This window comes from Neobacillus nitrireducens (assembly GCF_030915405.1).
Classification (GTDB): domain Bacteria; phylum Bacillota; class Bacilli; order Bacillales; family Cytobacillaceae; genus Neobacillus.
The window spans coordinates 179,613-206,059 of record NZ_CP133262.1 but is presented as its reverse complement, the minus strand read 5'-3'; the positions used below and the strand labels follow the sequence as shown (position 1 = coordinate 206,059).

Below are 26,447 nucleotides of genomic sequence, written 5' to 3'. Positions count from 1 at the left end.
TGTAAATATCTGTAGAAACACCAAAACTATTATACTACTGAAATACTTCGAAAAACGAATAAATTTATATAATTTAAAAAGGATTCCAAGCTAAAGCTGAAACCCTTTAATCGCTGCCAGTACAGGTTCTTTTATTTTAGACAGTGGCATAAATTCCAAAATCCTAGCTGGTTTGTATTCTAGAATGTTCAGCAGCACAAAATTCGTATAGCTAAGCACTTTAACAAATAACGAATAATCTTATTCCGTTTTATTTTTTTTTCTTTTACCAACAAAAAAGCCAACTAGTCCAACACCAGTTATTATTGGAAACAAGGCATATGTCTGTATGTAATTCTTATATATAAGGTCTAATTCAGTCATGAAAGGTAATGAACCACCTTCATCATTCCAACCATTTTTATACCCTAGTATGTATTGTTTTTCATCGGCTTCCTTTGGATATTCAGACTCTGGTTCGTCGTCGTAATTATAGCCAGTCTTTGAATCGTAAAAGCCAGTTTGATAGCCTATTATAAAACTTTCATGTTTATCTTGGAATTTTGCCGGAATATCAGTGTTTGCTAATTCAATCTCTAAATTTTCCTTTTGTTTTTCCTTCAACATTTTCTTCTCTTCAAGATTACCTTTATCGTATCCTTTCATATAATCATCTGAATCAGCGATAGGATCATTAGAAGTTAAATACCCCATACTTACACCTACCCTAGCGTCTTTTTTACCATCCTCTACCCCTCTATTATACTGATAATCTTTGTAATCCTTTTTTGCATCATCAATAGCTTTATCAAAGCCATCTCTATATCCGTCCGAATAGTTTTTAGTATAGTCATTCCATGTTGCATGCCAATCACCCTCTTGGGTTTTTTTAAGATCAGATAGAGCTCTTTTATACCAATAACTATAGGCTTCGTCATATCCTTCTTTATATGTATGGGCATTTTTTGGAACTACCTTTACGACAGGTGTACTATTAGTTTTTTGATTATGATAATGATATTCTCCATACTCTAGTCCCCATTTTTCACAATTGGTCCAACAATAATGCCCACCATTGGCATCCGTATTGCCTGGGTGTGCATAGACTTTTATATTAAATCCCATAATTACCATTACACATAATAGGATTATTTTCCTCATTTAACCACCCTCCTCAAACTAATTTTATTACTTTATTACTAGAATAGAAATGTTTATCTATGTTATTAGCCTTTTTAAATGTTTAATTTTTGAAAAACAGGCTGATTCCATTAATCCACTTGCATATATAATGATCTTGACTAAACAGAAGATCATATTGATTCGTATAAGTTCTGTAAGGACCCGTTTGACGTTTATTTTTTCTTGCGTTCCATCTTCTTTGATTCGGTACACTTCCTCGTTCTTTTCAATGAACCGGTGCCCTTTGTAGGTAAAATGGTGAATGCGGGTTCCCTTTCATAAAAGGCAGATAAGTTAGTGTCTCCGATTGCTTGGAAACAGGAAGTTCCTCAAATTTATCCAACTTCTCACTATAATATTTTGCCAGTTCATGATTGCCGTGAAAACCCGCTCCTGTTCATTTAGAGCCAACTAAAGATTTTATCTTCTAAGATGAACACAAAAAACTCGCCCCATTTAGATGGGAACGAGTCGTTTTTATGTAGTAGGGATAGTTATTATAGGAAAATCAGGGCAGCTTGTTATTAATTCATCATAAAGCGAATCCATCCCTGTTTTAAAATCATCCCAGGACGGATTTACTTTTCTATCAGAATCCGTGGTGTAGTATAAATACTTATATATAGCCCTTATCTCTTTCTTTAAAGCTGGATTGGACTTATATAAATAATATAGGATTTCATATGTCTTAATAGCATTTACTTCTTCTAAGTTTGTTTCCCATTCCACAGCTTTCTCAATTAATTTTAGAGCGTTAGAGTCATGAGAACAAAAATATAGATAGCCCTTAGTGGCAATATGAGCTAGAGACTTTACCTCTCCACGATCATCCTTATTATTCTTTTCAGGTTCATAATTAGTGTACTTGGCCACTCTTCCTTCTATGGTATAACGAGTGATTTCCTCCACGTCATCAAGATTCTTATCAGACAATACCAGTGGTTGTTGATATTGCTGGATTTGTTGGTCAATGAACGATTTAGAACTAGGAGCAACAGTAATCTCATTATATACAGCTTCGTGTATGGCGAGATGTGGAAAGGTCAGGAATAACGGCTGAATCCAACATTTTTTAAAAAAATTAAACGGAAGGGGTTGAATCTTCTTTGAGATGTTTGACCGGTCAAAAGGGATAAAAAAGTTAGCGTCAACAGGCAACACTTGATTAAAGTCCTTTATTAAAGACACTAGAGCTGGATTAGTAACAGTGAGAACAACTTTATTCAGCTTCATCGTCAATATAGTCCTTTAATATATCATCCAACTCTTCTAAACTATTATCATCCACTTCTTCTTCTAGTTCAAAGTCTGATAGTTCTTTTTCAAAGAGAGATAAATCATTTGCTAACTCTTCTAAGGTAATGACATCATTCTCCAAGAAGTTAATCATCATATCAAAGTTTTCTCCATCTACCCCTGTAGACATAGTACTCACATTTAATTTTTCAAAAATTTCCTTGTTTTGGCTTAAACCTAACTTATAATACGTTCCGTTTTCTTCCCTAGCGTTTTCCTCACATAATTTCTCATAAACAGTCTTGCTAATAGCATTGATTTCAAATAATCTCCTAATGATGGCTTTATAGGGTAATCGATAATCACAGTGAAGCAAGGCAATAAAACGCAATACTCCCAAATACGTAATATCAGAAAGATTCTGCTTACCTCCGGTCTTTTCACCAATTTCCTGTAATAGCGTTTCAGTAGGAAGTAAAAATTCTGCAGCAAAACGATTAGCCTTTAATTCCGTAATTTCAGATTTCTCATCTTCCAGATGACAAACTGTTAATGTTGTCCCGGTCCAATGGTGATAAAACTCATGAGCTATTGCAAAAATTTGTCTATCATATCTTTGAAAAGTATTTAATCCAACAAAGGCGACATTTTTTGTTGGTTCTTTTGATTCTAAATATAGGGCCGAGAAGCCATTTGTCGGATTATCCGTATTTTCTATGGGTAGAAACACTAACTTAATATTAAGTTTACGTGCCAATTTAAAGATGTTATCACCAATTGGACCCATACCAACATTGAGTAGATTTCTTTTTTCTTTTACTAGAGATGTAATCGTAAAAATATCTGACGAATCTAATTTATTCATGAGTTACACCCTTTAAGCGTTCATACTTTCTGAGACATAACATCATTGATACCATCTTTTCAAAACCTTCTTTTTCTACCGGTGTTCTCGCCTCTCCCATCATGGCAACAAAAACATTTTGTTCTTTATTCTCTAGGATCTCAGAAAAATTAATTTCTAGGACATCAAGTAATCTGTTCAATTGCGGAACAGAGGGTATATGTTTTCCACTTTCAATCCTACCAATGACTTGTCTATTAATTCCGGTTAGTTGCTCGATATCCCCTTGGGTTCGATTTCCTCTTTGTGTTTTAACACGTTCTGCTAAACGAATGACAGATATTTGTTGTCTCATATATATCTCTCCTCCCTATATAATATATTATATACCAAAACTACGTACTTTTGTAACAACTTGATACAAAATATATCATAATTAACTTCCAAAATCTATAGGCACGTTGCAAAATGCTGAAATTTTTAAACATTACCTAGAAAGATAGCATTACATAGAAAGAGTGAATCATTTATTTTGGGCTGAGTGACCTGTAGTGATTATAGAGATACAGGAGGTATTTATTTGAAAATAGATGATACCATACTTAAACGAAATAAGTCCTGTCTCATCTCAGACAATGAACCATCCAACTCTCTAAAAAGCTTACTTAAATCAGCATAAGAGGTCTCAAGCAATACCTTCCTTGAAATGTAACTTCTACTGTTCCGAAAAATTCAACTCTTCACATTCACCGTTTTCTTTATAATACAAATGGCAAAAATGGTAAGCATCTGTTAATACATCACTCATTGGCGATTTTTTAAATTTTTGAGGTTGGTTCTAATTGTAATGCTTTTTCAAGTTGTTTCTCGTTCATACCAAACTTAAGTATTCCTGCACCAACGTAAGGTATTATCTTAAATTTCATATGTACCCCCTAAGTCTATCCTTTACTTGAATTTTAACATTTCGTATTTAACTAAAGGTTGCATATATACAGTATCAGTAAAAAAACACTGATATGATGCACATTTTTTCATTGTTTATATGTAACCGTAGAATGGCGTTTGAGGACTTGACTTGGAGCCTATATGGGTACGATTTGTCTTGAAAGGCTGAAGCAGTTGTTTCATCAGGCAAACGAGCCTATCATACCCATCTCTCCAAGTAAAGTCCTATCGTTGTTTATGTTGAAAACGATAATAACTTACTAAAGATAACAAGTAAACAAAGATAGAAAAGGGCTGTTTTTGTTTCGTTCTTTACGATGATTACGGTCAAAAATCATACTGTATATATCTGCCCTTTAGTTTAAGTACAATCTTAACAATCTCTTATGTAACATAATAAATGGATAGAACCGTTACGATCCCATCTTAAAAAATCCCTCATTTTTATTTCCATTCTACAAATGAGGAAATCCTGGGATATCCTACCTTTTTTATTTTTCAATACATTACTCTCTTCTATATCAGATTGATAATTATAAATTTATCATTATCTTAAATTATCAGCTGTAGAAGTATAGACTATTACGTTCCGACTGAGTTAGACTTAGGAATTCTTCTTTGGGGATATGATTTCCGCTTTGAGAATGGACAATGGGTGAACTATTATCAAGACCGCCGATTGAAAAACCCTTTTAAAATTCGGGAGAATAGTTATCGTGTTCTGCTGACACGGGGAAGAGATGGCACTGTTATCGTAATACCTAATGACCCAACCTTGGATAATACATATGACCTTTTTGTTTCTTTAGGAGTTCCTGTTCTCAAATAAATAAACGAATGCAGTTCGCAAACGATAAAAAAGAAAAAGGACATTTCCCCATTTTGAAGGTAAAGTCCTTTTTCTATGCTCAAAAGATTAATTAATCATAAATGGTTGATTATGCGTAAAAGATATCTCCCAATCATACTATAGAGTTTTTATTCTCTTAGTTATAAATTAGAAGGAATAACATAAGAAATATAGAATACGTAAAAAAACATAAAATGGTGGTGTAAAAATGATCCAAATTAAAACTGTCGCTCATTTTAATAACCCGGAAAATAGATTCATAGTAATAACCGATACAACGGGGCAAATGATACATAAAGTACCACTTTGCCGAACAGTAACTCAAGAAAAGTTTGAAGAGAAGGTCATTCTTAATCAATGTAAAAATGGAAAATACTTTGATGTAAATTCATATGATGAAGCTAAAAGACAATGGGGAAGAATTAAAACCTGTGATTACTGCTTTAATTAAGTATGGAGCCTATAAGTAGTAGAAAGAACTGAATACCAACTAACCACTAAATAATAGTCATAGAAAAAGACCACTGCTTTGTGGTCTTTCATTTTTCCTTGATAAAATATATCTTTATCGGAAATTGAGAAAATTCTGCATTTCTACATACCTTTTTTGTCTTTCATGGTTAAATTGGTTTCATATCTTAGCTTCACCAATAGGGCTCTTATAATTTTATATTCTGCAAAGTTACGCAACTGCCGAACACGCTCCGGGGATATGTTTAACGATTCAGCAACGTCTTTTAATTGAGCCCTTTCTTCGTTTAAACCGTATAATGCATGAAGTATTGTCAACTCTCTTTCGGATAGGACATGACTAATGGCCTTATAGATCCCTATAAATCGCTTGTAATCTTAGAATTTCTATGGTTTAGCTTTTGTGTACGGTTTCGCTTTATACAATTTAGGTACAACATTTGGGCTTTTAGTTGATCCCACCATATCCATGAAAAAATGGCGTCATCTTTGGTCAATTCAGTTTTATATTCCATCTAAACAATTTCCCCTCAGCTGTTTTACGTTCCTGTCAATTCCAACTGGTTACAACAACTCCGATTAACACCACTGGCAGAATGCGTCGCAAGTTCTTATTTAGCCTATTTTGTTATTTTCGCCTGTACTTCAGATAACTTCACCTTAAAGAACAACTTGTAAACGGTTTCATTTCCTTGGTGTATCATTGAATGAGTAACATATTCAGCTCTTAATGTCCTCAGTTCGTTGTCAATGATAAATGAGTCTAGTCCGGAACCAACATTCTTTTGTGAAGATTCAATTAAACTTTGAATTACGTCAACTTTATCGTATTTCGTCTCACGTAGAATTTCTTGCGTAAAAGCATTACAGAATTGCAGTTTATACAATTGGAGCACCTCCTAATTAACATCTGTTTAAGAATATATTAATTTGGAATAGGAAAACGGGACGAATTGTGAATTTTTCCGGTATTTATTAATTTTGGAGGTATTTACAAAAAAATGTAGAAATATGAATAAAAGGTCCTATAGAAAAAGAGGTGAAAATAGATGGCTCCTAAAAAAGGGTTATTTTTAAGTTTATTTTTATTGTCAGCTTGTAGTAATAGTGTAAGTGATGACGCTAATTGCGATGATCCACAAATTAAAGGTAATCTAACGACGTACAACGGCGAAAAGATTTACCATATCCCAGGTGGTCAGTTTTACGATGTAACTAATGCTGAGGAAATGTTTTGCACTGAAGAAGATGCTGAAGCTGCTGGGTATCGGGAGAGTTTAAGATAAATAGAAATAGAAAAACTAAAAAAGGGGGAACCAATTATGGAAACTGGAAGACCTATAGGTGGATGGTTAATTTATTTTGCAATTAGAACAATTATTAGTTTTGTATATGGAATTTTCGTTCTTTTTGTAAATTTTGACAATGTGGCTAATTTTAATTACGATGACTTTTCTTCGGATATAGCCAATATTAGGTACGTTCAAGCATTCTATCCATTCACTGCAGTAGTAATACTTCTTCTTATAGAATCATATTTAGCATATTTATTTTTTACAAAAAATAAAGATTTCCCCAAGGCATATATTTATCTCAATATAACTGATCTGGTAATATGTTTGTCTTTAGAGTATGTAATTGCATTATCTGGAGAAGTTGTATATTTTTCAAGAACAATCGCTGCCTTTATTTGGCTTATCATTTGGGGCACTTATTTAGTTAAATCTCAACGAGTAAAAGAAACCTTTATAAATACAAAACGTAAAAAATATGTAAAAATCACTGAAGAAGAGTATGAATTAATAAAGCAAAAACTTACAAATCAAATTTAATTCTTTATTTATGGAAGTATGCTGGAAACTATTAGAGATAAACACTAACCTAGATTTGTTATTTAAGTCTTCAGTTGAAATCGATTTCAACGAACCTTTAGGCAATTTACAAGTGATTACAATCAAGGTTACTCAAGCTGATGAAGATTGGAATCGAATGGAAAATTTATATATAAGTAACGACTATCTAAACCTAGTACCGATTCTTGAAAAGTTTGGGAATGATGATGCAACCTTGGCCTACGGTTACGTCCTGAATGGTCAATTCGATGAAGCCATAAAGTTGGCTAACTCAATAATTAAGCAAGAGATTATGAGTGTTGCACATATGACAAAAGGTTTGGCCTATATCGGGCTAGGAGATAATAAAAAGGCTTATGAAGCATATCTTTTAGGTGTAGATGCTTGTGGATATGAATGGTATCCCGTAGCTAGAGATAACCTTTTAGAGTTTATAAAAAAGCATAACATTACTGCATCGAATGAAATTTCTAACTTGGAAAAGCTATTATCAATTAAAAGAAAACTGAACTATAACCCGAATAATGGACACTTAAAAAAGTCCCCTATTCGGGTTTTTTTATGTTCCACTGAATAAAACCCGTTTATAATCATTTAGAGGATATAACCGGAGGATGTTAAAAAATGAGTAAATTTATATTTAATGAGATTCAGATTAAGCTATTAGAGAGTAATCCGAATGTGGACCATGTGTCAGAACGTTCCATTTCATTTACACCCGACTTTAAGATCAGAGCTGTAAAAGAGAATTCTAATGGAAAGGGTCCCGTACAAATCTTTATTGAGAATGGCTTTGACCTACAATTGATTGGGTCTGATAAACCTAAAGAATGCTTAAAGAGGTGGAGGAAAACTTTTAATCAGTTCGGAGAAGATGGGTTCCTTACGGAACGGAGAGGAAAAGGCAGTACTGGTAGACCATCCTCCAAGCAGCTTACAGTTGAGGAAAGCCTAAAAAAGGCTGATGCACGGATCAAGTATTTAGAAGCAGAGCTAGAATTTTTAAAAAAGTTAGACGCTCTCGAAAGGCAGGTATCAAAGAAGAAAAAGTAACGAAGACCGAGAAGTTTATGCTTATTGAAAAGATTATCCGAAAGTGCGGAATAACCAGGATGATAAGACACCTTTGTGAGATGGCAGGAGTAAGCCGGAGTGGATATTACGCATGGATAAAAGCCGAAAATCTAAGAACTTTAAGACAAGAAAATGATTGGAAAGATTATGAGTTAATCAAAAAGATCTTTGATCAAAAGAAGGCAAAAGCTGGTGCTCTTGTTATCAAGATGATTTTGGAGAACGATTACAATGTCATAATGAATCATAAGAAGATTCGAAGGATTATGAAGGAATATAACTTGGTAGCGAAGATCAGGCAGATAAATCCTTACAGGAAGATGGCAAAGGCAACTCAAGAGCACAAAACCCTATCTAATCTACTTGATAGGAAATTTGATCAAAACGAACCAGGGAAAGTGTTACTTACCGATATTACCTACGTCTACTATGGGGCAGCACAGCCAGCTTATTTATCTTGTGTTAAAGATGCATCTACAAGGGAGATTGTGGCTCACCATCTTTCGACTAACCTGAAAATGGACATCGTTTATGAGACACTTAGTAAGCTTTCAGACTCACTCAATGGTATGGTACACCCCGAGGCAATTCTTCACTCAGACCAAGGCTTTCACTACACTCACCCGGAGTTTCAAAAGCGAGTGAAAAAGTTGAAACTAACCCAGTCTATGTCCCGTAAGGGAAACTGTTGGGACAACGCACCAATGGAATCCTTCTTTGGTCATTTAAAGGATGAGGTTAATTATTCAGATTGTCAAAGTTTTAAGGAATTACAAGAACTGATAGGAAATTACATTGAAGAATATAACAATGATCGTTATCAATGGGGGTTAAATAAAATGACTCCGGCCCAATACCGGAGTCATTTACTAGCTGTATAAAGGTCTTTTTTTAAACTGTCCACTTTATGGGTCACAGTTCATAAAAGGTGTTATTGTGGGTCAAAGAAGAGTTTTAAAAAATGTCATGGAAATGTACCCAACTTTAATTAAATATTCAAAGCACTTGATTTCACATTTTATCAAGTGCTTTTTTATATCCCCTTTTGTTCGGCATAAGGGGAACTTACATAGTCCCCCCTCCCCCGTCAAACCTTCCCCTTACATCAGCGAAGAGCTCCCACCAAAAATTTTTAAGGATATTGCTTAAAGTCAGTATTGCCTAGAATAACGTCAATATAACTTTTTAATAACAGTACATATGTTCCGAACAAAACTTTTATTATACGTTAAATAGACAAAAAACAGTGGATTAAATTAATTCCACTGTTTTTATTAATGCATCCTTCATAATCAATTATTTCCATGGTTACTTGACACAATATGCTACTTCAACATTTATTTTTTCTACTCTTACAAGTTTTAAATCTTTTTTATCCTCAGCAATAGAGTCCACTGTAATTAATTTGAAATTAGGATAAATGATATTTTGCTTCTTATCAAACTTGGCTGCAATTGCTGTATTATTGTAAAAATCAATCACCAGGTAATCGGTCTTGTTGTCAACTAAATAGAATTCTTCTTGTTTCATAGCATGAGATACTCCAACCATATAAGGTATTATTAACATTAATATCACCCAAACAACCAAGAACAGTTTGTCGTATTTTTTTAAATGACAAATACCCAGACCACATAACAAAACTATCCCAATGAAGTTGATTCTGGTTGCATCTTTAACTATAAACCAACCAAATAGAAAAAAGATAACGCCTACTATACATAAAATTTGCAACGATATATTCCAAATTCGATTTGTAACGTTAATAGAAAATAACTTCAAAAACAGGGTCTTTATATCGCTTTTTTCCTGAAAAAATGTCACATACATCGCAATAAATGTAAAAAACACTCCAAGGAGGGCTATGCTTTTCGTAACATTTGCTATTGATAAATCGATAAAGGCAATTGGAATACCAAAATAACTGTTATATCCCCAACCGAATAAAAATGCCGTAAGATAACCAAACCCTGTTAATAAGAAAATATAAAACGCAACGTCTATTCCTTTTAATTTAGATAACATTTTTAACTCCCTAATTATTTTAACTTCTAACAAAAAGATAGAGCGACTGAAAAGTCACTCTTAAGTTAGTTGAATACTTTTTTATCTGAAAATGGGAAAGATTTTTTGTTCAATTTAACACTGTCCTGATTATTTCGTCCAATTCATTGATTTTTTCTGGTTTTAAAATTCCTACCTCTTGTAGCATCATTGGCAGCTTTTCTAAAAGTTCAATCCCATTTGTCTTATGCAAAATTATTTCACATAAATATTTGGTAACAGCACTCTTATTGTCCTTGTCTTCTCCCCACAGCCAAATTAATAAATCTAATATGATGGAGAAAGCATATTCATGATGAATGTCTTGTTCTTTAAGATAATCAAATAAACGTTCTGTTTCACCAGAAATGAAAAATTCATTTTTAGTTAAAAAATACCGATACACCATTTCAACAGCGGTAATATAACGATAACCAATAATGATTAACTTTCCGATAGCCTCATTAAATGATTCTTCTGCTATTCTCTTTACAAAATAACGAGAGTTAATGAAATCTAGTACTGAAAAGGTCTCAACATTATAGCCTTCTTTCGAATAATCTCTTATAAAATGGCTATCAACAAGCATATTATATGAAAATTCCTTGCACAATTTTAAAGAGTCCTCTACAGAAACAAGGCTCTTTTCATCATCTTTTTGGGGGCTTATTAAGGCACTTCCTACCTTAGTACAGTGCAAATCAATCCATTTTAACATTTTGTCGATATGTTGAAGTGTTTGGTATACCTGCTCAGGGGTAGCTTCATCCCTTACCAATTTTCCTTCATAATAGGCTATTGTCTGAACCCCTTTTGGCTGAGTCAGTTTTAATTGTTGATACTCAAAAAATAATGCTTCATACTGTTCCTGCGTAATATAAAGATCGTACGATCCTGAAAGTTGATCAAGTAAATCTAGGTAATTAAGAGTGAAAAGGGAAAACAAGTCACAGAGAACTTGTCTTGACTTTCTAGCCACTTTGATTCCACTAAATAACTCTTCCTGGCCCCCTATATGATTTACCCATATATGAAGATTTTGTTGATTGATTATATTTGCCCATAGTTCAAAAGGTTTTTTATTGGTTAATTGCCTGAACATTTCTAAACTGATTCTGTGCTCATTATAAACTGATACCAATTGAGCTTGTCCGTCCGTAATCTCTTTTAACTTGTTTATAAATTCTTCTGAAATCCCCCCATCCTCCTCTATAACTTTATATTGTTCAAATGGAGGTCTCTCGTCTGGGAACTTTTGATGAAACTGATTTAAAACCTGATGGTAAGCATCCAAATATTCTTGTTTACTGATTTCTTCAGGTACCATTGTAGACAACATAGTAAATTCACTGAAATAGAATCTCCATACTTCAGAATTATCGTGACCCAGTTTAAACGTTTTGTAGGCAAATTCCATTGCCTTTTCATAATAACCAAGTGTTTTATATGAGTGTGTGAGTAAATTAAAATCTTGAACCGTAGCCTTTTCCTGTATTTTTCTCTCTGCCAATGTGAGTGTATTAAAACATTCTTGAGTCTGCCCAAGATGGAACAGGCTATCAGCAAATCTCAATAAAAACTTAATGTTTTGAGTCTTATGATAAAGTGATTGAAACATATCTTTCGATTTATCAAACCACTTATTTTCCGAATAAATACCTGCGACTACTTCCTGCAAAAAAACAGTTGGCTCATATAATTCTTTATGATAAAAGTGTAAAATTTGTGCATAATTACCCAAATAGTAAAGTGCTTGAATGTAGTGATGTACCAGCTTCTCATGTTCTACCCAATGCTTTAGAGTTGGAATAAGTTTAGTTACAGCTTGATAGTCCTGTTCATTACCCCTATATATATAAGCATCAATTAGTAACAGTTCTACTTGATCAGCTGTATCACTATCTATATTTTCTAATGCCTTCTCATATGATTGGCATGCCTCATTCCATTCATGCTTCAAGGAAGCTAAATAGCCATTTAAGATATATGTGATAGTTAATGATACATTCTGTTCAACATCTTTTATAAATGATTTAATTTCGGTAATCTTTAATAATACAAATAGGGCCTCAATTTTAACTAAGAAATAATCAATAGGTACTTGCCCCGAAATAACTTCAAAAAATGTCTCTAAGACTTTTAATGAATCATGAGGACGCCCTTCACTTAAATACAACCTAGCCAGGAATATTGCATTTTCCTCATCAAATTGAGGTGACTCCTTCCCTTCGGCCAAGATTAATTCAAGTAATTTGATTGTACTTTCTAGATCGCCACTTAGGTAATAAGACCACACAGCATTATTAAAATATCGCCTGTTTTCCTTAATTGGTTCCTCTGAATAAAGCTCGTGAAAATATATCGCAGCTTGCCTAAATTGTTTATTCCGAAAATATAAACCTGCCTTTAGAGCTTTTACTCTTTGCAATTGGCTGGAATTCTCATTTTCTTTTTCAATCGTTTCTAAATCCATTTCTAATTCTCGCAAAGTTTGTTTAGGATTTATCGATCCTCCATTTAAGATGGAATGTTCCATTCCTTGAACGATTGCATCTGATTTAATAAGTAGCCATTCCTTAGAATCAGGTTTCTCTTCTAATTGTCTTTCAGCAATTGATATTACTTCATCAAATCGACTTAAACACAGCAATATGTTCGCTCTTGTACTTTCCAATTCTCTGAATGGGTTCTTATCGAGGATCGAAAGACATTTTTCATAATCACCTTGTTTCAAATAAATATTTAATAACAATTGTACATTTTTTTCTGTAAATCCATCATTCTGAATAATTAGGTCCACTAGTTTCCGAGCATGGTCTAAGTCATTATTGATCAAATGAATGAGAGTATTTAGACGGTTTTTTCGAGATTGTTCTTCACATTCTGCTAGTGCTCCATATAAGAAGGGCATAGCTTCTTTTTCATAGCCCAGACATAAATAACTATTAGCAATGAGTGCGTTTAATTCTAATTTTTCTTCTGATTTTCTTGCATGCTTTAGACGTTCTTCAGCTTTTTTCCTAGCTGTAATAATTTTTCCTTCGTTTAAAAGTTGTTGTAAATCTTCGAATCCTACAGGACCTAAGTAATTTTCAAACATTACCTGCATATTTTCGTTGATTTTAATTCCTTGATTTAATTGTTGTTGTTCTAGCCGATTGAAACCACCACGAATTTCCCTTTTCAAACCATCGATTCCAAATAATATATTTTGAAATTCAGGATCCCAGTTTGACTCCTTGTACTCATTTATTTTCTCAAGGATTAACTTTAAAAACGGAATTATTTTGTCTTTTTCACGAGGATAATTTTCAAAATATGCATCTAAAAACAAAGAGTCAGAAGAAAAATCTTCATATGAAACACCTTCAATAATCCATCTAAAAATTTCATTTCTAACACTAGTATCCTCTAATAATTCTTTAATAAGCTCTTCTGGCAAATCTAAAAATCCCTTAGCATCATCCACTGCCGCTTTAAACATAAGGGTAATTTTTAAGGCGTAATTATCTTTAGACCATTTCTGTTTAAAATCTCTAACAGCTTTCAAATTTTTTATTCTAGGTTGTGCAAATGAAAAAAATGCAATCCCTAACTTTTTTAATAATGCATCCATTGATTCACCTTATTCTAATAGGATAAACATAATACTATTATACTATTAAACTGGATTCGCTTGTAATAGATCAAAAAGTAACTTATTGTCCCTAAATTTGCTTTCATTGTTTATAAAAAAATGGTTTTGGAGAAAAATACTGGATTTAATATAATGAAACATTTCCACCCAAATAAAATCCCCTGTCAGTTAGATAAAAACGTAATGTGTAAAGGGGGTAGCACAATAGCAAAGTTCCCAAATTTGAATTCCATTCTGAATTTCCCCCCTTTTTTTATAGTGTATCACCATTTATGGAAAAGTTTGGAGTGTTTTTATTTGAAGTCATATCTTCCTCGGTAAATATCATTTAACCATATTCCTTGTTCCACTATCCTGCTTCGTTAGTTTAAGTACAATCCTTCACAATCTCTTTATTTATTTCATCCTTAGACACTCTTTTATTTCCATTATTCCCCACTCGAAAAGACTATGAGAAGCCCTAATTCCCCTTTTCTGAGTACCGTAATATTAACACCTTCATACTGGAATTTAATAACATTTAGCCATACAGGACTACGGTTTCCTTTCTCTTACCAAGAGTCCTTACGCTTAAGTACTACACCATCTAACCCCTGTTACCGGACCAAATCAAAGTAGGCGGATCAATTGCCTTCGATATATTTCACTTTAGCTTCTATTCTTGTATCCTAGGTGATAATTTCATTTAGCAGCCTTTTTCTTGCCGTAAGAGCGCATTTAGACCACCTCAAGATAATTGAACGATACGATTTTGCTCGATTCATTGGTAACTATTTGTTATTTATGGAATTCCCCACTATAATGCCATCTCCCGTCTTCAATTTGAGGTAAGATTCCCCGCTGTATTCCTTCAGCTGTTCCAGTAGCTCATTCTTTTCAAGCTCATCCAGAGTGAAATAAATTATCAAAGGATAGTCTGTATCCATTACTTGGACTTAAATTTGTGATTTAACTTTTAAATCAGATATTTTTCTTATCGGCATAATATGTAAAGACATTAAATTACCTCGGATTTCTCGAACAAGAACAAACGTTCCTAATAGAAATATGTATCCTTTTGTGTTTACAATTTTATTTGATGTTATAAAAAATACATAGGAAATGCTTTCATTTTTTAGCACATTAAACACTATATTTAATTTAAATAATTTCTACCACTAAATCCCTTTCTTATCCGATGGCTTAAATCCAGACTTTTAAGTAAATCCTTCGGAGAAAAAAGTGGCCACTTAATTGTACTATCTGATTAACTCTTGCCCCGGATAGGTTATATTTCCCTTTAATTTAGGAAATCAAACTTGATAGAAGTCTTCATAAAAAAGGGGTGGGGCGCAAAACTATGAGTTGCCGTAGGCTACCAATATGCAACTACCCCTCAGAAAATTTTTAAAAAAATTTTTCCTTTATAAGAGAATTTGAAGATATTAGAAGAAAAAAAGCAAATTTTCAAGGATTTATTCTTATGGCCCTAAATTCCATACTATTAAACATTTTCATCATTTCAAAATACTGAATTTGCTGGCTTACCATCTTTGTTGAAACTTATTAATATAACCTATAATAAGATTAGAAATCAGCTGAAATAACTATAAAGAACTGCAAATAACTTTTAATGGTTATTTATAAGGAAGCATGCCTAGGCAAAACTATTATTGTGAGGATGGATTAGTTAAATTTCTAGAAGTCTCTCAGAATATATCAAAAAAACATCAATTTTTATTATTACACCAAGGGAGTTGAGTTTATGAAAAAATTAGAAGGATATCCTGATGTATTAAATGTTGATCATATACAAGAAATATTGGGCATTGGCAGAACACAAGCTTATCAGCTGGTAGCCTCCAATGTGTTTCATACCGTTAGGATAGGTAAGAGGATTAAAATTCTTAAAGCTGTATTTATTTGTTGGCTTAATGGTGAGGAATAAATATTAGGTTAATCTAATCAATATTTCAACTAGTTAATTGTTAAAGGACAAAATTAGTTACCTACTGAATAATTAAAATATTATATAATAAAAAGGTCGGTAACTATAACTTTTTCACAAAAAAATTTATGGACGGTGAGAGTTAGCTTATGCGTGGAACAATAAAAAAAGAAGGAACTTCATGGTTCGTTCTATATGATACCGGCAAGGATCCTGTAACTGGTAAAAGAAAGCAAAAGAAAAAAAGAGGATTTAAGACGAAAAAGGAGGCAGAAAAATTTCTAAGTGAGAAGTTAAACTCCATCAATAATGGAACCTATTTTGAGCCTAAGGACATTACCCTAAACGAATATCTTAACTACTGGGTCGATAACTATGCAAGACTTAATCTTGCACCAAGAACCTTAGAGCATTATAACTATATCATTACGCAGCATTTAAAACCAACCCTTGGAAAAATAAAAATCTCCAATTTACAGCCATTTCATCTCCAAGAATATTATACTCAAAAATTAGAAACGGGCAAAATTGAGGGTGGCGGGCTTTCAGCACAGTCAGTAAAACATCATCATAGGCTTATTTCAAAAGTATTGAAAGATGCAGTAAAATGGCAATTTATCTCCAGAAATGTCGCAGAAGCAGTAAGTCCGCCAAAAACTAAAAAAGTCGAAATGCAAACGTGGGATAATGAACGAGTTAAGACCTTTTTAGATGCATCCCAATCCTCTGTATATTATTCTATCTATCTAACAGCTATATATACTGGAATGCGTCGTGGCGAGGTATTAGGGCTAAGGTGGCAAGATGTTGATCTTGAAAATAATGTGATATATGTAAGACAATCCTTGCAGGAAGTAAAAAAGGTTGGTTTAACATTTAAAGAACCAAAATCAGGGAAAGGTAGATCTATTACAATAACCACTACTCTCTCAAAGGAATTGAAAAAAATCTATAAGGTTCAATTAGAAGACAAGCTTTTATTGGGAAAAGAATATCATGATTTAGATTTGGTTTTTGCTCAAAAAAACGGGAAACCAATTCAGCCAACTGAAATGGCAAGAAACTACCGTAAACTAGTCGAAAGTAGCGGTTTGCCTTATATAAGATTTCACGATTTAAGACATACACATGCAACGTTAATGCTTCAACAAGGCGTACACCCTAAAGTGGTTTCAGAACGTCTAGGGCATTCTTCAATTGGCATCACTATGGACACGTATACTCATGTATTGCCAAATATGCAAAAAGAAGCTGCTCAACAATTTGATCAACTCATTAAATAGATTATGTAAATGAAAAAATATCAATGTTACCAAAATGTGACCAAAGAAGATATTTTCAGTTGTTGGCCAACAACTTTTACCTCAATTTAACTTCTCGTAATACCTCAAAAACCCTTATATATCAGGGTTGGCGGGACTGCGTGGGAATCGAACCCACCAGACCTGGCACGCAGGTCTCAAGCAGTTTTGAAGACTGTGGTGGTGCGAACAGAACAATTCTTTTTTTATCTACATATGTGCTCTGATATATCTTTCCAACCCTTTATCACAACAATAAACATAACACCCCTTCATCCCTCTAGTCATTAAGGTTTTATATGTATTCCGAACAAGTTCCACGAGTGGATCCGGTTGTACTTTTTTTGGTTTGGCTGGTTTTGCACCTTTATCCTTGAACTCTTCTCTTCTAACAATGAGTTCTTTCGTTTCTTCATCAAAGCCCAAGTCTTTACCAATAATCACACCCACATAATCCATTTCAAGACCTTGAACTGTGTGAATACAACCGATTTGGTTTGCACATTCTGGATGAATGGCCCAGTCAATTCGATTGGGGTCATTCCACGGCAAGGCAAAGTAATGCTCCTCGATGACAACATCATCAGCAAGCTTTCCATCCACAATATTTTTTGTCCAATCCCAAGCGTAACCTGCTAAAAGTCTGCCACCTCGTTTATCAACAATTTCCGTTTTCAACTCTTGAGGACTTGAGACAATTTTAAAATCAAAATCACCTTCTAGCTTGAATGCATCTTTATTATTATTCAGAATACTATCTAACCAAGAAATGTAGTTCCCTGATCCTGAGCACCGATACTGGGATTCAAGTTCAACCGTATGAATATCTGCTCCAAATCTAGCTGCTTCTTTTTCTACCTCTTTTACACTTCCAATGTCTTTTTTTGAGATCTTCTGTAAATCATCAACAAAAAATACACCTATCCGTGACGATCTTATAATTTGCGTAACCTGGTTTTCCCCTTCAATCTTCTTTTTCATATGTCCTTGCTCTTTTAACCGATGTGCTTCATCACAAATTAGGACATCAAAGTAATTTTCAGGTGCGTGTACATATGATGCAGACCCTTTAAATAAATCTCTGACTTCTACATGACCTGAAGAACCGATTAACTTTTTACGTAGGACTTCCCTGAAAGCTTGATTCGGAGTTATATATTCTACATAAGCCTTTGATTTTAGCATATAGCTCATTAAGTCTAATCCAATGACCGATTTCCCTGTACCAGGACCACCTTTAATAATAATGACATGCTTTTGATCCGTTTGTGTCTTGAATTGGTTATATTTACTAACCACCTTTTCATAAGCAACCTTTTGTTCATCTAGTAACACAAATTCTTCATTGCCCTCAATTAGCGAACCCACTGTTTCAACTAATTTTTTTGATGGTCGAATTTTGCCATTTTCAATGGTATCGGCAATTTCTTTCCCTTTCCCTTTTGAAACCAACTTCCTAATATTCCTTGCTAAATCTCGATCATTAAATTGGAAGTACACGGGAGATTCCTTTAAATAACTGCTGTAGCGCTTATCCAGCAATGGTTCCCCAATACTCGCCATAATATAATTATGTAAATAGGCGCAAGAGTGAAGCTGAATAGCCGTGGAATCACTGTACAGAGACTCATTGAAATTTTGCAAATATCTTTTATAAGATGATGCTTGATAGGCAGGGTGAACCGTTTCCCGCTCCCTTCCTCCTAAAAAAGTTCGAACAATGCCATCCCCTTCAGACACCTTTGCTTTTTGCCATTGTTTCAACTCTATGATTACTGCATTTTTTTTCCCCTGCTCGTCTTGACCCGCAACGAGAAAGTCGATTCTTTTTTCAGATGAAGGCAGCTTATATTCTAATAAAACGTGTGTGTCTTCTTGTAAGTCCGCATCCCTAAGAACCTTTGCCATTTGGGGAAGCGAGTTTTCCCATGACCTCAATTCACTGCTTGAAACTACTTTGTTCATTTTCGATAAAACATTTTCCTTTAGAACGTATCCTATTTTATTTTCATAAATATGGTTTAAAAAATTTGAAGAGGTCTCATTGTAAATAATCATTTAACTTTTTCCTCGCTTTTGTTCACTGGATATTTAATAGCGTTTTTAACCAGCTTGTTTGTGACTTCCTCTTCAAGATTAATATCCATCTTATCAGCAAGTTGAATAAGATAAATTAAGATATCCGCCATTTCTTCTTTAATATTTTGTTTGGATTCTACCATTGCTTCTTAACTAGTTCGCCACTGGAAATTTTCAAGCGATTCATTTGCTTCAAGGGAAATTGAAATAGCCAAATCTTTTTCATTATGATACTTTTTCCAGTCTCTTTCATCACGGAATTCTAAAACTTTCTGTATTATTTCTTTCATTTTTTTCTCTCCTATGAACCACTCTGAGGTCAGTACTATTTCCTATTACCTTATTTTAACACTTGATGTTTTATAAATGCACATTAATGTTGGTTCTTGTGATACTCTAACCCCACGGCTGGAATAAACCATTTACCACGATTGGATTTATTTAAAAAAATAGAGCCTTCTATGGCTCTAAATATTTGTATAATCTCGAATGCCAGAACCTTTGCATAGATGCCCTATCATACGAAAAGGGAAAAGCACCCAATGATCAAATTAAACTGGCATCATCATTTCCATTTCTTTACGGGCATGATCTAACAATGGTAATGTTTGCACGGTAAGAAGTTTGATTTGTAATTTTTTTGCGATTGGTTTGATGTACTGAGCCATTTCTTCCTTTACCCATACTTCTTTAGGAATTCGATTTAATTGTTTGATTAATTCTAAGAATGCATTCTGATTTGCTTCTGCTGTATCACCATTCTTCAATATTTCATTATATACAATTAGTCCATTTTTCCTCTCTACAGAAAGAACTAGAGTTGGATAATACGGCCGTTCATTCCGATGATCTTGGATTGGCGCTAACATATACTCACTATCAAACTCTAGTGGAATATTATAATATTTTAGCGAATTTTTAAGCTCTTGAAGTTCCAGTTCATTGATGAATAATGAACTTTCTTCAACCTTAATCATGTTTTCTTGGTCACGAAGTAGAACAGTTTCCCACTTATTCGATTTTTCATCAAATACTCTTGCAACGATATGGGAGTCAAATGCCGAAAGTAGTTTAGAATCATCCTTTACTATCCTACTTACCTCGATTACCTGTTCGATAACTAATGATAACAAGCGAACCTCTTCAGCATCTAGAATCCAAGGATAATAACCTGGTTGATAGCTGCGAAAAAGTGGCCATTGATTTTTCCCGCGATAAGACGTACCAGTTTCCTTTAAAATTTGATAGTCTTCATTATTTAATTCTTCTCTATTGGAGAAACTCAGGATTAAACTTCTTTGCTTTATATAATATTTCTCATCAAAAGAAGATTGCATCAATAAGCCATTTAGAAATCTCTTTCCCTGTTCACCTATATAGGCAGCAAGTCCAAATTCAAGACCCGCCCCTCCCATGATGGAACAGTATACATATTCCTTTGTTACTGGGTCTTCTACTGCAATAAATTGACCATCACCTAACCATTGCCAGGGCTTCAATCCTTTGAATTCGTCAGCCATCTCTAATAACCTATGCCAATTTGGATTAGTAGTTGGCCCTTCTCCTTGATCCGATTGGTTTCCAGAATTCTCAAGATTTACCTCAGCTAAATGACCAAAAAGATTTCGAAGTTCTTCATTTATATCTTCTATTTCTTCGTTTGAATTAATATTTTCTGTTACAATACCAGTTTCCAGATAGTCAAACCTACTATCCTCTTTCGGTGCTGCGCGCATCGCTTTTGTACATCGAGGGTAAAATGTACTCACTTCTTCTGCGAACACTTTCTCCAGAAGAATCTCATGTTCCCAATTGTCTCCAAAATCATATGTATACACCACTCGATCTTTCTCCTGTATAAAAACATCCTTCAACAAAACATCTTCTTCATTGAATTCATAGTCTGAAAATCCATGCTGTGAATCATCCATTGGTCCTATATATACACGATTATTTAGTTGAACAGAATTTGATCTCCTAATGTCAAATCCATGCAAATGATAATCCCCCCATTCAAAAGCAATTTGAATCGCTTTATGAAGGTCAGAAAAAGTCATCGAATCACCAATTTCAATTCTGCGCCAAATTGGAGGCTTTGATTCTTTTATTGTAATTTTTAATTGAAATATCATTTTTCACAACACCTTCTTTATTAAAGTGGTTCTTGCTATTAATAAAAGTTTTATACAAAAATTTTATCCCATTACCTAAACTTGAATTTATTGTAACACAGGATTATGACATCATATTGTCAGGTAACATTCGTTTTAATAGTAAAATAAAATAGTATCTTTGGTTCAGAACTCAAATTTTTTTATAATCATAGGTAAATAAAATATCAATCAAAAATATCCCGCTTACTAAACATCGAACTTGCAAACCTCCACATGACCTTCGGTTTGGTCAGCCATTGAATTTTAGCATCATTGTTTTGATTTTCGAGGACTTTCTTCACAAGGAATTTCGTTACTGATTCGACCTTGTCGCCCAAGATGTTGAAAATTTTCCGATTCTGTTCATCGAGCGATTTCCTTAGAAAATCAGTTGCGACCATACCGGGACTTAGCGTGCCCACTTTTATATTTGTCTGTTTGGCCTCGATTGCTAGTGAGCGGGTAAAATAGCTGACGGCACTTTTCGATGTTCCATACAAAGTCATCTTTTCGCGCATCATCCCATTGCTGCCAAATCCCTCCATATTAAAGATTTGGCCGTAGCCTTGTTTTAACATGTGATGGAAAGCCACATGGCAGCCATTCATCACTCCTTTAAGATTAGTGTGAATGACCTTGTCGTACGCCCCTTCGTCCAGTTCCCAAAAGTATTTCCGCTCTTGGTCAATGCCTGCATTATTGATCCAAATGTCAATCGTACCAAACTGCTTTTCAGCGTATTTCCGCAACTGCTCCAATTCGACCCGCTTATGTACTGCAGCCACATATCCTTCAACATTACCAGGATACATTTCTCTTAGACTTTGCAATGCGGTATTAACGCTTTCCTGTGATTGTCCATTGATTATGACCCTGCAACCTGCCCGTAAAAATTCCCGGGCCAACCCATAGCCAATTCCTCTTGTACTCCCCGTTATCACAACATGCTTCATTACTTGCCCACTCCCTTTCTATGAAAACATCGAGTACCTATTCATTCCATTATATGACTTTTTTCAGTGGTCATAGGCTGCTGGCATGTATTATATATTTAAATTTTGTGAACATATCGCCAGGATGATTTCTTTAGATGTATTCATATAACTTACCCCTTAACAATAAACCTCATTATAATGGGAATATAGGCAAATTCTTAAAACATCTTTTTCATCCATTTCCATTCTATCTTCCAATTCTCCTTACATTTCACTCACTATACACCTATGAAACTTCAAAATTCTTTACCCCATTTAAACAACATGATCTCTCTTCTTGTAACCAGTAGAGATTTTTCAGCCTCATTTTTCTGGACTTTTTATTTCAAATAATTTATTATAACTACTAAATAATAATTATTCTAATTACTATTTAATAATCATTATAATTATAGTGTCTAATTTTTTTACTAGATACATAATTATATATAAATAAATTTACATAAAAGGAGAGGTAAAAAATATGGATGCTAAACACAATGGCAACATCGAGGGCTGCCCGTTTCACGGAGGTGCGACTAGTGTTAAATCAAGTGGTACGACCAATCGGGAATGGTGGCCCAACGCGTTAAATTTGAATATACTCCGTCAGCATGACAGAAAATCGAACCCAATGGGTGAAGACTTTGATTATACAGAGGAATTTAAAAAGTTAGACTACCCTAAGCTTAAGCAGGATCTTTGTGATCTTATGACAACCAGCCAAGATTGGTGGCCTGCTGACTATGGCCATTATGGTCCTTTCTTTATCCGTATGTCCTGGCACGCGGCGGGTACCTACCGTTCTGGGGATGGACGAGGTGGCGGCGGAACTGGCAACCAGCGTTTTGCCCCGCTTAACAGCTGGCCTGACAATGCCAGCCTCGATAAAGCCCGACGTCTTCTCTGGCCCATTAAGCAAAAGTATGGCAATAAGATTTCATGGGCTGACTTGCTTGTACTAGCCGGTAATGTTGCGATTGAAAACATGGGTGGCCCGACCGTCGGTTTTGGAGCAGGACGCTCAGACATTTGGCATCCAGAAGAAGATATATATTGGGGTACGGAAACGGATTGGCTCGGGGATAATCGTTACACAGGCGATCGTAACCTTGAGAATCCACTTGCTGCCGTTCAAATGGGGCTTATCTATGTGAACCCGGAAGGTCCAAACGGTAAACCAGATCCGGTGGCAAGTGCCAAGGACATTCGTGAAACCTTTGCCCGAATGGGAATGAACGATGAAGAAACAGTGGCCCTCATTGCCGGCGGTCACACATTCGGTAAGGCACATGGTGCAGGTGATGCATCTCATGTGGGTCGAGAGCCAGAAGCGGCTCCAATTGAAGCACAAGGCTTAGGCTGGGTCAACTCCTACGGTTCCGGTAAAGGCCGTGACACGATCACAAGCGGTATTGAAGGTGCTTGGACCGCGAACCCTACACAGTGGGATAATGGCTACTTTGAACTATTGTTTGGCTATGAATGGTGGCTGACAAAGAGTCCTGCAGGGGCATGGCAGTGGCTGATTGTCGACCCTGCTGACGAGCATCTTGCCCCAGATGCAGAAGATGCATCGATTAAAGTACCAACGATGATGACCACGGCTGATATGGCTTTGCGTCATGATCCGATTTATGAGAAGATTGGTCGTCGTTTCTATGACAATCCGAATGAATTTGCCGATGTATTCGCCCGTGCCTGGTTCAAACTTTTACACCGTGACATGGGTCCAAAAGCAAGATATCTCGGACCGGAAGTTCCAGAAGAAGATTTTGTTTGGCAGGATCCGATACCAGCTGGTAATTATGAGTTAACGGATGCAGATATTGCCGAGCTGAAAGCAAAAATCTTAGACTCAGGATTGACCGTTAGCAAACTAGTAACAACCGCCTGGGCTTCTGCGAGTACCTATCGTGGCTCTGATCATCGTGGCGGTGCGAATGGTGCCCGCATCCGTCTTGCCCCACAGAAGGATTGGGAAGTCAATCAGCCAGAACAACTGGCACAAGTGCTTCAGGTACTAAAAGGCATTCAAAAGGATTTTGAAAAAGAAGTCAGCTTGGCCGACTTGATTGTCCTTGGCGGAAGTGCTGCCATCGAGAAAGCAGCCAAAGAGGCAGGCTTTGATGTAAACGTTCCGTTTGCTCCTGGTCGCGGTGATGCCACCCAAGAACAAACAGATGCAGAAAGCTTTGACGTGCTGGAGCCAGTCGCAGATGGCTTCCGCAACTATCAAAAGCAACAGTTCAGTGTCAGTCCGGAAGAATTGTTGATTGATAAAGCGCAACTGTTAAACCTGACGGCACCGGAATTGACCGTTCTTATTGGCGGGATGCGTGTACTGGGTACAAACTATGGCGGCACGGCACACGGCGTATTCACCGATTCTGTTGGCCAACTCACGAATGACTTCTTTGTGAACTTGCTTGACATGGGAGTGGCGTGGAAGCCTGTCGATGAAGTGGTCTATGAGGGACACGATCGCAAATCAGGTGAAGTGAAACGGACAGCGACTCGAGTGGACCTCGTGTTTGGTTCCAACTCCGTCTTACGTTCGATTGCTGAAGTGTATGCTCAAGATGATAACAAAGAAAAGTTTGTCCGAGACTTTGTCGCTGCCTGGGTGAAGGTAATGAATGCTGACCGCTTTGATTTGAAGGTGGTTGAACAGAAAAAAGCTCAATTAGCTGGTAAGTAATCGATAGTCTCTATTATGTTGATTTTGGCGAAGGTATAAGAATTCATAGGCGGAGAATTTCCGGCTAATTATATAGACGAGGGTATGGAAGCAATAATAAGCGGAAATATTCCGACTAACAGCTCTATATAAGACAAAATCCAACGATTTCAATCATATAAGCGGAAAAGCTCCCCTTATTTTAAGGAAATAGTAGTATTTCCTAATTTAGTCGGAACTTCTCCGCTTAATTAAGGAAAACAACATTCAGTTAATGCAGATCCACCTTATAAGAAGAAACCGCCGTCATTTGATCTGAACCCAAAAAGTTAGACACGAAAATTTAGGCAGCTATCTGGGCATGAGTTCGGTATTGAACCGGACTCATGCCTTTTAATTTTGCCTTAATCCGTTTGTGATTATAGTAATAAATATAATTCTCTAATTCTAGTTTAAATTGCTCCATACTCTCAAATTCTTTTAGATAGAGTAATTCGGACTTTAATAAGCCAAAGAAATTCTCTATGACTGCGTTATCTAAACAGTTTCCTTTACGGGACAGGCTTTGGACAATCTCTCGTTTTTTTAATGCGATTCGATATTTCTCCATTTGATAATGCCAACCTTGATCAGAATGGAGGATAGGCTTTTCTTCTTCATTTAAACAATCAAGGGCTTTGTCCAACATTTTTGAAACGAGTTGATAAACAGGGCGTTTTTCTATGTTATAAGCGATGATTTCTCCATTATATAAATCTAGAATAGGGGACAAATATAGCTTTTCTCCGTGTAGATTGAATTCTGTTACATCCGTTACCCACTTCTCGTTTGGCTTTGATGCCTTAAAGTCGCGCTCCAAAATATTAGGGGCAGTTTTACCAACTTTTCCACGGTATGATCTATATTTTTTCATACGGACTAGACATTTTATACCCAACTCATTCATCAAGTGGCGGACTGTTTTATGATTTATTTTTAAGCCTCTATTCCGTAATTCCAACGTAATACGACGTCACGTCGATTTTTGGAACTCAACTTCTATCGTGGGTATTTCTTTCTATAACCACTATGATAGAAAAAGCGAAATCTTAAAGATTTCGCTTTTTTACCCCATTTATGCACCTTTTTTAAATTCAAAGTCATAACATCCTCCGCTGACTAAAGAGTGTATTACAATATAGCAGCAGATATCCATTAACTTTATTATTTGTTGCTA

Annotated in this window: 20 protein-coding genes and 3 pseudogenes; 10 read left to right on the top strand and 13 right to left on the bottom strand. The window is 35.2% G+C overall.

Annotation, left to right across the window (positions count from 1 at the left end; all coding sequences use genetic code 11):
* Nucleotides 1-240 precede the first annotated feature (240 nt).
* The 4 genes from RCG22_RS01025 to RCG22_RS01010 all read right to left on the bottom strand — a co-directional run bounded on the left by RCG22_RS01025 (nucleotide 241) and on the right by RCG22_RS01010 (nucleotide 3,596).
* Nucleotides 241-1,140: a YHYH domain-containing protein gene (locus tag RCG22_RS01025; RefSeq protein WP_308105329.1), complete on the bottom strand. Its 900-nt coding sequence runs from the start codon at nucleotides 1,138-1,140 to the stop codon at nucleotides 241-243.
* 498 nt (nucleotides 1,141-1,638) lie between these two features.
* Nucleotides 1,639-2,394 (bottom strand): hypothetical protein, encoded by a 756-nt coding sequence (locus tag RCG22_RS01020; RefSeq protein WP_308105328.1) that lies wholly within the window; start codon nucleotides 2,392-2,394, stop codon nucleotides 1,639-1,641.
* A complete protein-coding gene (locus RCG22_RS01015; protein ID WP_308105327.1) occupies nucleotides 2,381-3,262 on the bottom strand; it encodes an ImmA/IrrE family metallo-endopeptidase in 882 nt (293 codons plus the stop codon). Before RCG22_RS01015 ends, RCG22_RS01020 begins: the two co-directional genes overlap by 14 nt.
* On the bottom strand, nucleotides 3,255-3,596 hold the full coding sequence (locus tag RCG22_RS01010; RefSeq protein ID WP_308105326.1) for a helix-turn-helix domain-containing protein: 342 nt from the start codon (nucleotides 3,594-3,596) through the stop codon (nucleotides 3,255-3,257). Before RCG22_RS01010 ends, RCG22_RS01015 begins: the two co-directional genes overlap by 8 nt.
* Nucleotides 3,597-4,745: 1,149 nt before the next feature.
* On the opposite strand from RCG22_RS01010, the gene RCG22_RS25375 reads away from it, so the two are divergent.
* Both RCG22_RS25375 and RCG22_RS01005 read left to right on the top strand, forming a co-directional pair.
* Nucleotides 4,746-5,018 carry a DNA/RNA helicase domain-containing protein gene (locus tag RCG22_RS25375; RefSeq protein WP_374049456.1) on the top strand — a complete coding sequence of 91 codons (273 nt, stop codon included), beginning with the start codon at nucleotides 4,746-4,748 and terminating at the stop codon, nucleotides 5,016-5,018.
* Nucleotides 5,019-5,247: 229 nt separating this feature from the next.
* A complete protein-coding gene (locus RCG22_RS01005; protein WP_308105325.1) occupies nucleotides 5,248-5,490 on the top strand; it encodes a hypothetical protein in 243 nt (80 codons plus the stop codon).
* A 143-nt stretch (nucleotides 5,491-5,633) separates the two neighbouring features.
* Here RCG22_RS01005 and RCG22_RS01000 read toward each other — a convergent pair whose 3' ends face one another.
* Both RCG22_RS01000 and RCG22_RS00995 read right to left on the bottom strand, forming a co-directional pair.
* Nucleotides 5,634-5,855 (bottom strand): sigma factor-like helix-turn-helix DNA-binding protein, encoded by a 222-nt coding sequence (locus tag RCG22_RS01000; protein WP_308107058.1) that lies wholly within the window; start codon nucleotides 5,853-5,855, stop codon nucleotides 5,634-5,636.
* Between the two features lie 275 nt (nucleotides 5,856-6,130).
* Nucleotides 6,131-6,397, bottom strand: a complete 267-nt coding sequence (locus RCG22_RS00995) for a hypothetical protein (protein ID WP_308105324.1) — start codon at nucleotides 6,395-6,397, stop codon at nucleotides 6,131-6,133.
* 237 nt (nucleotides 6,398-6,634) lie between these two features.
* On the opposite strand from RCG22_RS00995, the pseudogene RCG22_RS00990 reads away from it, so the two are divergent.
* The 5 genes and pseudogenes from RCG22_RS00990 to RCG22_RS25370 form a co-directional block, all read left to right on the top strand.
* Nucleotides 6,635-6,796, top strand: a pseudogene (locus RCG22_RS00990) (sunset domain-containing protein); the annotation flags it as partial.
* 36 nt (nucleotides 6,797-6,832) lie between these two features.
* The gene (locus RCG22_RS00985; RefSeq protein ID WP_308105323.1) at nucleotides 6,833-7,342 is read left to right on the top strand and encodes a DUF2569 family protein; all 510 of its coding nucleotides are present in this window, start codon (nucleotides 6,833-6,835) and stop codon (nucleotides 7,340-7,342) included.
* Between the two features lie 112 nt (nucleotides 7,343-7,454).
* Complete coding sequence (locus RCG22_RS00980; RefSeq protein ID WP_308105322.1) at nucleotides 7,455-7,940, top strand: YfgM family protein; 486 nt, start codon at nucleotides 7,455-7,457, stop codon at nucleotides 7,938-7,940.
* A gap of 47 nt (nucleotides 7,941-7,987) precedes the next feature.
* Nucleotides 7,988-9,318 (top strand): IS3 family transposase gene (locus RCG22_RS00975; RefSeq protein WP_308105321.1). Its coding sequence is split into 2 segments (ribosomal slippage): nucleotides 7,988-8,375 and nucleotides 8,375-9,318, totalling 1,332 coding nucleotides; the frame shifts between segments, so codons are not numbered across the junction.
* Between the two features lie 15 nt (nucleotides 9,319-9,333).
* Nucleotides 9,334-9,429 (top strand): SEC-C metal-binding domain-containing protein, encoded by a 96-nt coding sequence (locus tag RCG22_RS25370; protein ID WP_374049455.1) that lies wholly within the window; start codon nucleotides 9,334-9,336, stop codon nucleotides 9,427-9,429.
* 316 nt (nucleotides 9,430-9,745) lie between these two features.
* Here RCG22_RS25370 and RCG22_RS00970 read toward each other — a convergent pair whose 3' ends face one another.
* Together RCG22_RS00970 and RCG22_RS00965 are read right to left on the bottom strand one after the other, a co-directional pair.
* Nucleotides 9,746-10,495 carry a hypothetical protein gene (locus RCG22_RS00970; RefSeq protein WP_308105320.1) on the bottom strand — a complete coding sequence of 250 codons (750 nt, stop codon included), beginning with the start codon at nucleotides 10,493-10,495 and terminating at the stop codon, nucleotides 9,746-9,748.
* A gap of 76 nt (nucleotides 10,496-10,571) precedes the next feature.
* Nucleotides 10,572-14,096, bottom strand: a complete 3,525-nt coding sequence (locus RCG22_RS00965) for a PIN domain-containing protein (protein WP_308105319.1) — start codon at nucleotides 14,094-14,096, stop codon at nucleotides 10,572-10,574.
* Nucleotides 14,097-15,861: 1,765 nt separating this feature from the next.
* Here RCG22_RS00965 and RCG22_RS00960 point away from each other — a divergent pair.
* Both RCG22_RS00960 and RCG22_RS00955 read left to right on the top strand, forming a co-directional pair.
* Nucleotides 15,862-16,044, top strand: a complete 183-nt coding sequence (locus RCG22_RS00960) for a helix-turn-helix domain-containing protein (protein WP_308105318.1) — start codon at nucleotides 15,862-15,864, stop codon at nucleotides 16,042-16,044.
* Nucleotides 16,045-16,193: 149 nt separating this feature from the next.
* Nucleotides 16,194-17,327, top strand: coding sequence for a tyrosine-type recombinase/integrase (locus RCG22_RS00955; protein WP_308105317.1), 1,134 nt, complete (start codon nucleotides 16,194-16,196; stop codon nucleotides 17,325-17,327).
* Nucleotides 17,328-17,555: 228 nt separating this feature from the next.
* On the opposite strand, the gene RCG22_RS00950 is transcribed toward RCG22_RS00955, so the two are convergent.
* From RCG22_RS00950 to RCG22_RS00935, 4 genes and pseudogenes are all read right to left on the bottom strand, one after another.
* On the bottom strand, nucleotides 17,556-19,310 hold the full coding sequence (locus tag RCG22_RS00950) for a DUF2075 domain-containing protein (protein WP_308105316.1): 1,755 nt from the start codon (nucleotides 19,308-19,310) through the stop codon (nucleotides 17,556-17,558).
* A gap of 89 nt (nucleotides 19,311-19,399) precedes the next feature.
* Nucleotides 19,400-19,714: pseudogene (locus RCG22_RS00945) on the bottom strand (nucleotide pyrophosphohydrolase).
* Between the two features lie 261 nt (nucleotides 19,715-19,975).
* Complete coding sequence (locus RCG22_RS00940) at nucleotides 19,976-21,556, bottom strand: plasmid pRiA4b ORF-3 family protein (RefSeq protein ID WP_308105315.1); 1,581 nt, start codon at nucleotides 21,554-21,556, stop codon at nucleotides 19,976-19,978.
* Between the two features lie 206 nt (nucleotides 21,557-21,762).
* Nucleotides 21,763-22,530 (bottom strand): SDR family oxidoreductase, encoded by a 768-nt coding sequence (locus RCG22_RS00935; RefSeq protein ID WP_308105314.1) that lies wholly within the window; start codon nucleotides 22,528-22,530, stop codon nucleotides 21,763-21,765.
* Between the two features lie 505 nt (nucleotides 22,531-23,035).
* Here RCG22_RS00935 and katG point away from each other — a divergent pair.
* On the top strand, nucleotides 23,036-25,252 hold the full coding sequence (katG, locus tag RCG22_RS00930; protein WP_308105313.1) for a catalase/peroxidase HPI: 2,217 nt from the start codon (nucleotides 23,036-23,038) through the stop codon (nucleotides 25,250-25,252).
* Between the two features lie 322 nt (nucleotides 25,253-25,574).
* Here the strand turns inward: katG and RCG22_RS00925 are convergent.
* A pseudogene (locus RCG22_RS00925) lies at nucleotides 25,575-26,243 on the bottom strand (IS3 family transposase); the annotation flags it as partial.
* Nucleotides 26,244-26,447 lie beyond the last annotated feature (204 nt).

Bases quoted from the DNA above. Each gene is read 5' to 3' on its own strand.
- RCG22_RS01025 (WP_308105329.1), bottom strand. From the start codon at position 1,140: ATGAGGAAAATAATCCTATTATGTGTAATGGTAATTATGGGATTTAAT.
- RCG22_RS00985 (WP_308105323.1), top strand. From the start codon at position 6,833: ATGGAAACTGGAAGACCTATAGGTGGATGGTTAATTTATTTTGCAATT.
- RCG22_RS00950 (WP_308105316.1), bottom strand. From the start codon at position 19,310: ATGAACAAAGTAGTTTCAAGCAGTGAATTGAGGTCATGGGAAAACTCG.
- RCG22_RS01020 (WP_308105328.1), bottom strand. From the start codon at position 2,394: ATGAAGCTGAATAAAGTTGTTCTCACTGTTACTAATCCAGCTCTAGTG.
- RCG22_RS01010 (WP_308105326.1), bottom strand. From the start codon at position 3,596: ATGAGACAACAAATATCTGTCATTCGTTTAGCAGAACGTGTTAAAACA.
- RCG22_RS00965 (WP_308105319.1), bottom strand. From the start codon at position 14,096: ATGGATGCATTATTAAAAAAGTTAGGGATTGCATTTTTTTCATTTGCA.
- RCG22_RS01015 (WP_308105327.1), bottom strand. From the start codon at position 3,262: ATGAATAAATTAGATTCGTCAGATATTTTTACGATTACATCTCTAGTA.
- katG (WP_308105313.1), top strand. From the start codon at position 23,036: ATGGATGCTAAACACAATGGCAACATCGAGGGCTGCCCGTTTCACGGA.
- RCG22_RS00940 (WP_308105315.1), bottom strand. From the start codon at position 21,556: ATGATATTTCAATTAAAAATTACAATAAAAGAATCAAAGCCTCCAATT.
- RCG22_RS00935 (WP_308105314.1), bottom strand. From the start codon at position 22,530: ATGAAGCATGTTGTGATAACGGGGAGTACAAGAGGAATTGGCTATGGG.
- RCG22_RS01005 (WP_308105325.1), top strand. From the start codon at position 5,248: ATGATCCAAATTAAAACTGTCGCTCATTTTAATAACCCGGAAAATAGA.
- RCG22_RS00960 (WP_308105318.1), top strand. From the start codon at position 15,862: ATGAAAAAATTAGAAGGATATCCTGATGTATTAAATGTTGATCATATA.
- RCG22_RS00955 (WP_308105317.1), top strand. From the start codon at position 16,194: ATGCGTGGAACAATAAAAAAAGAAGGAACTTCATGGTTCGTTCTATAT.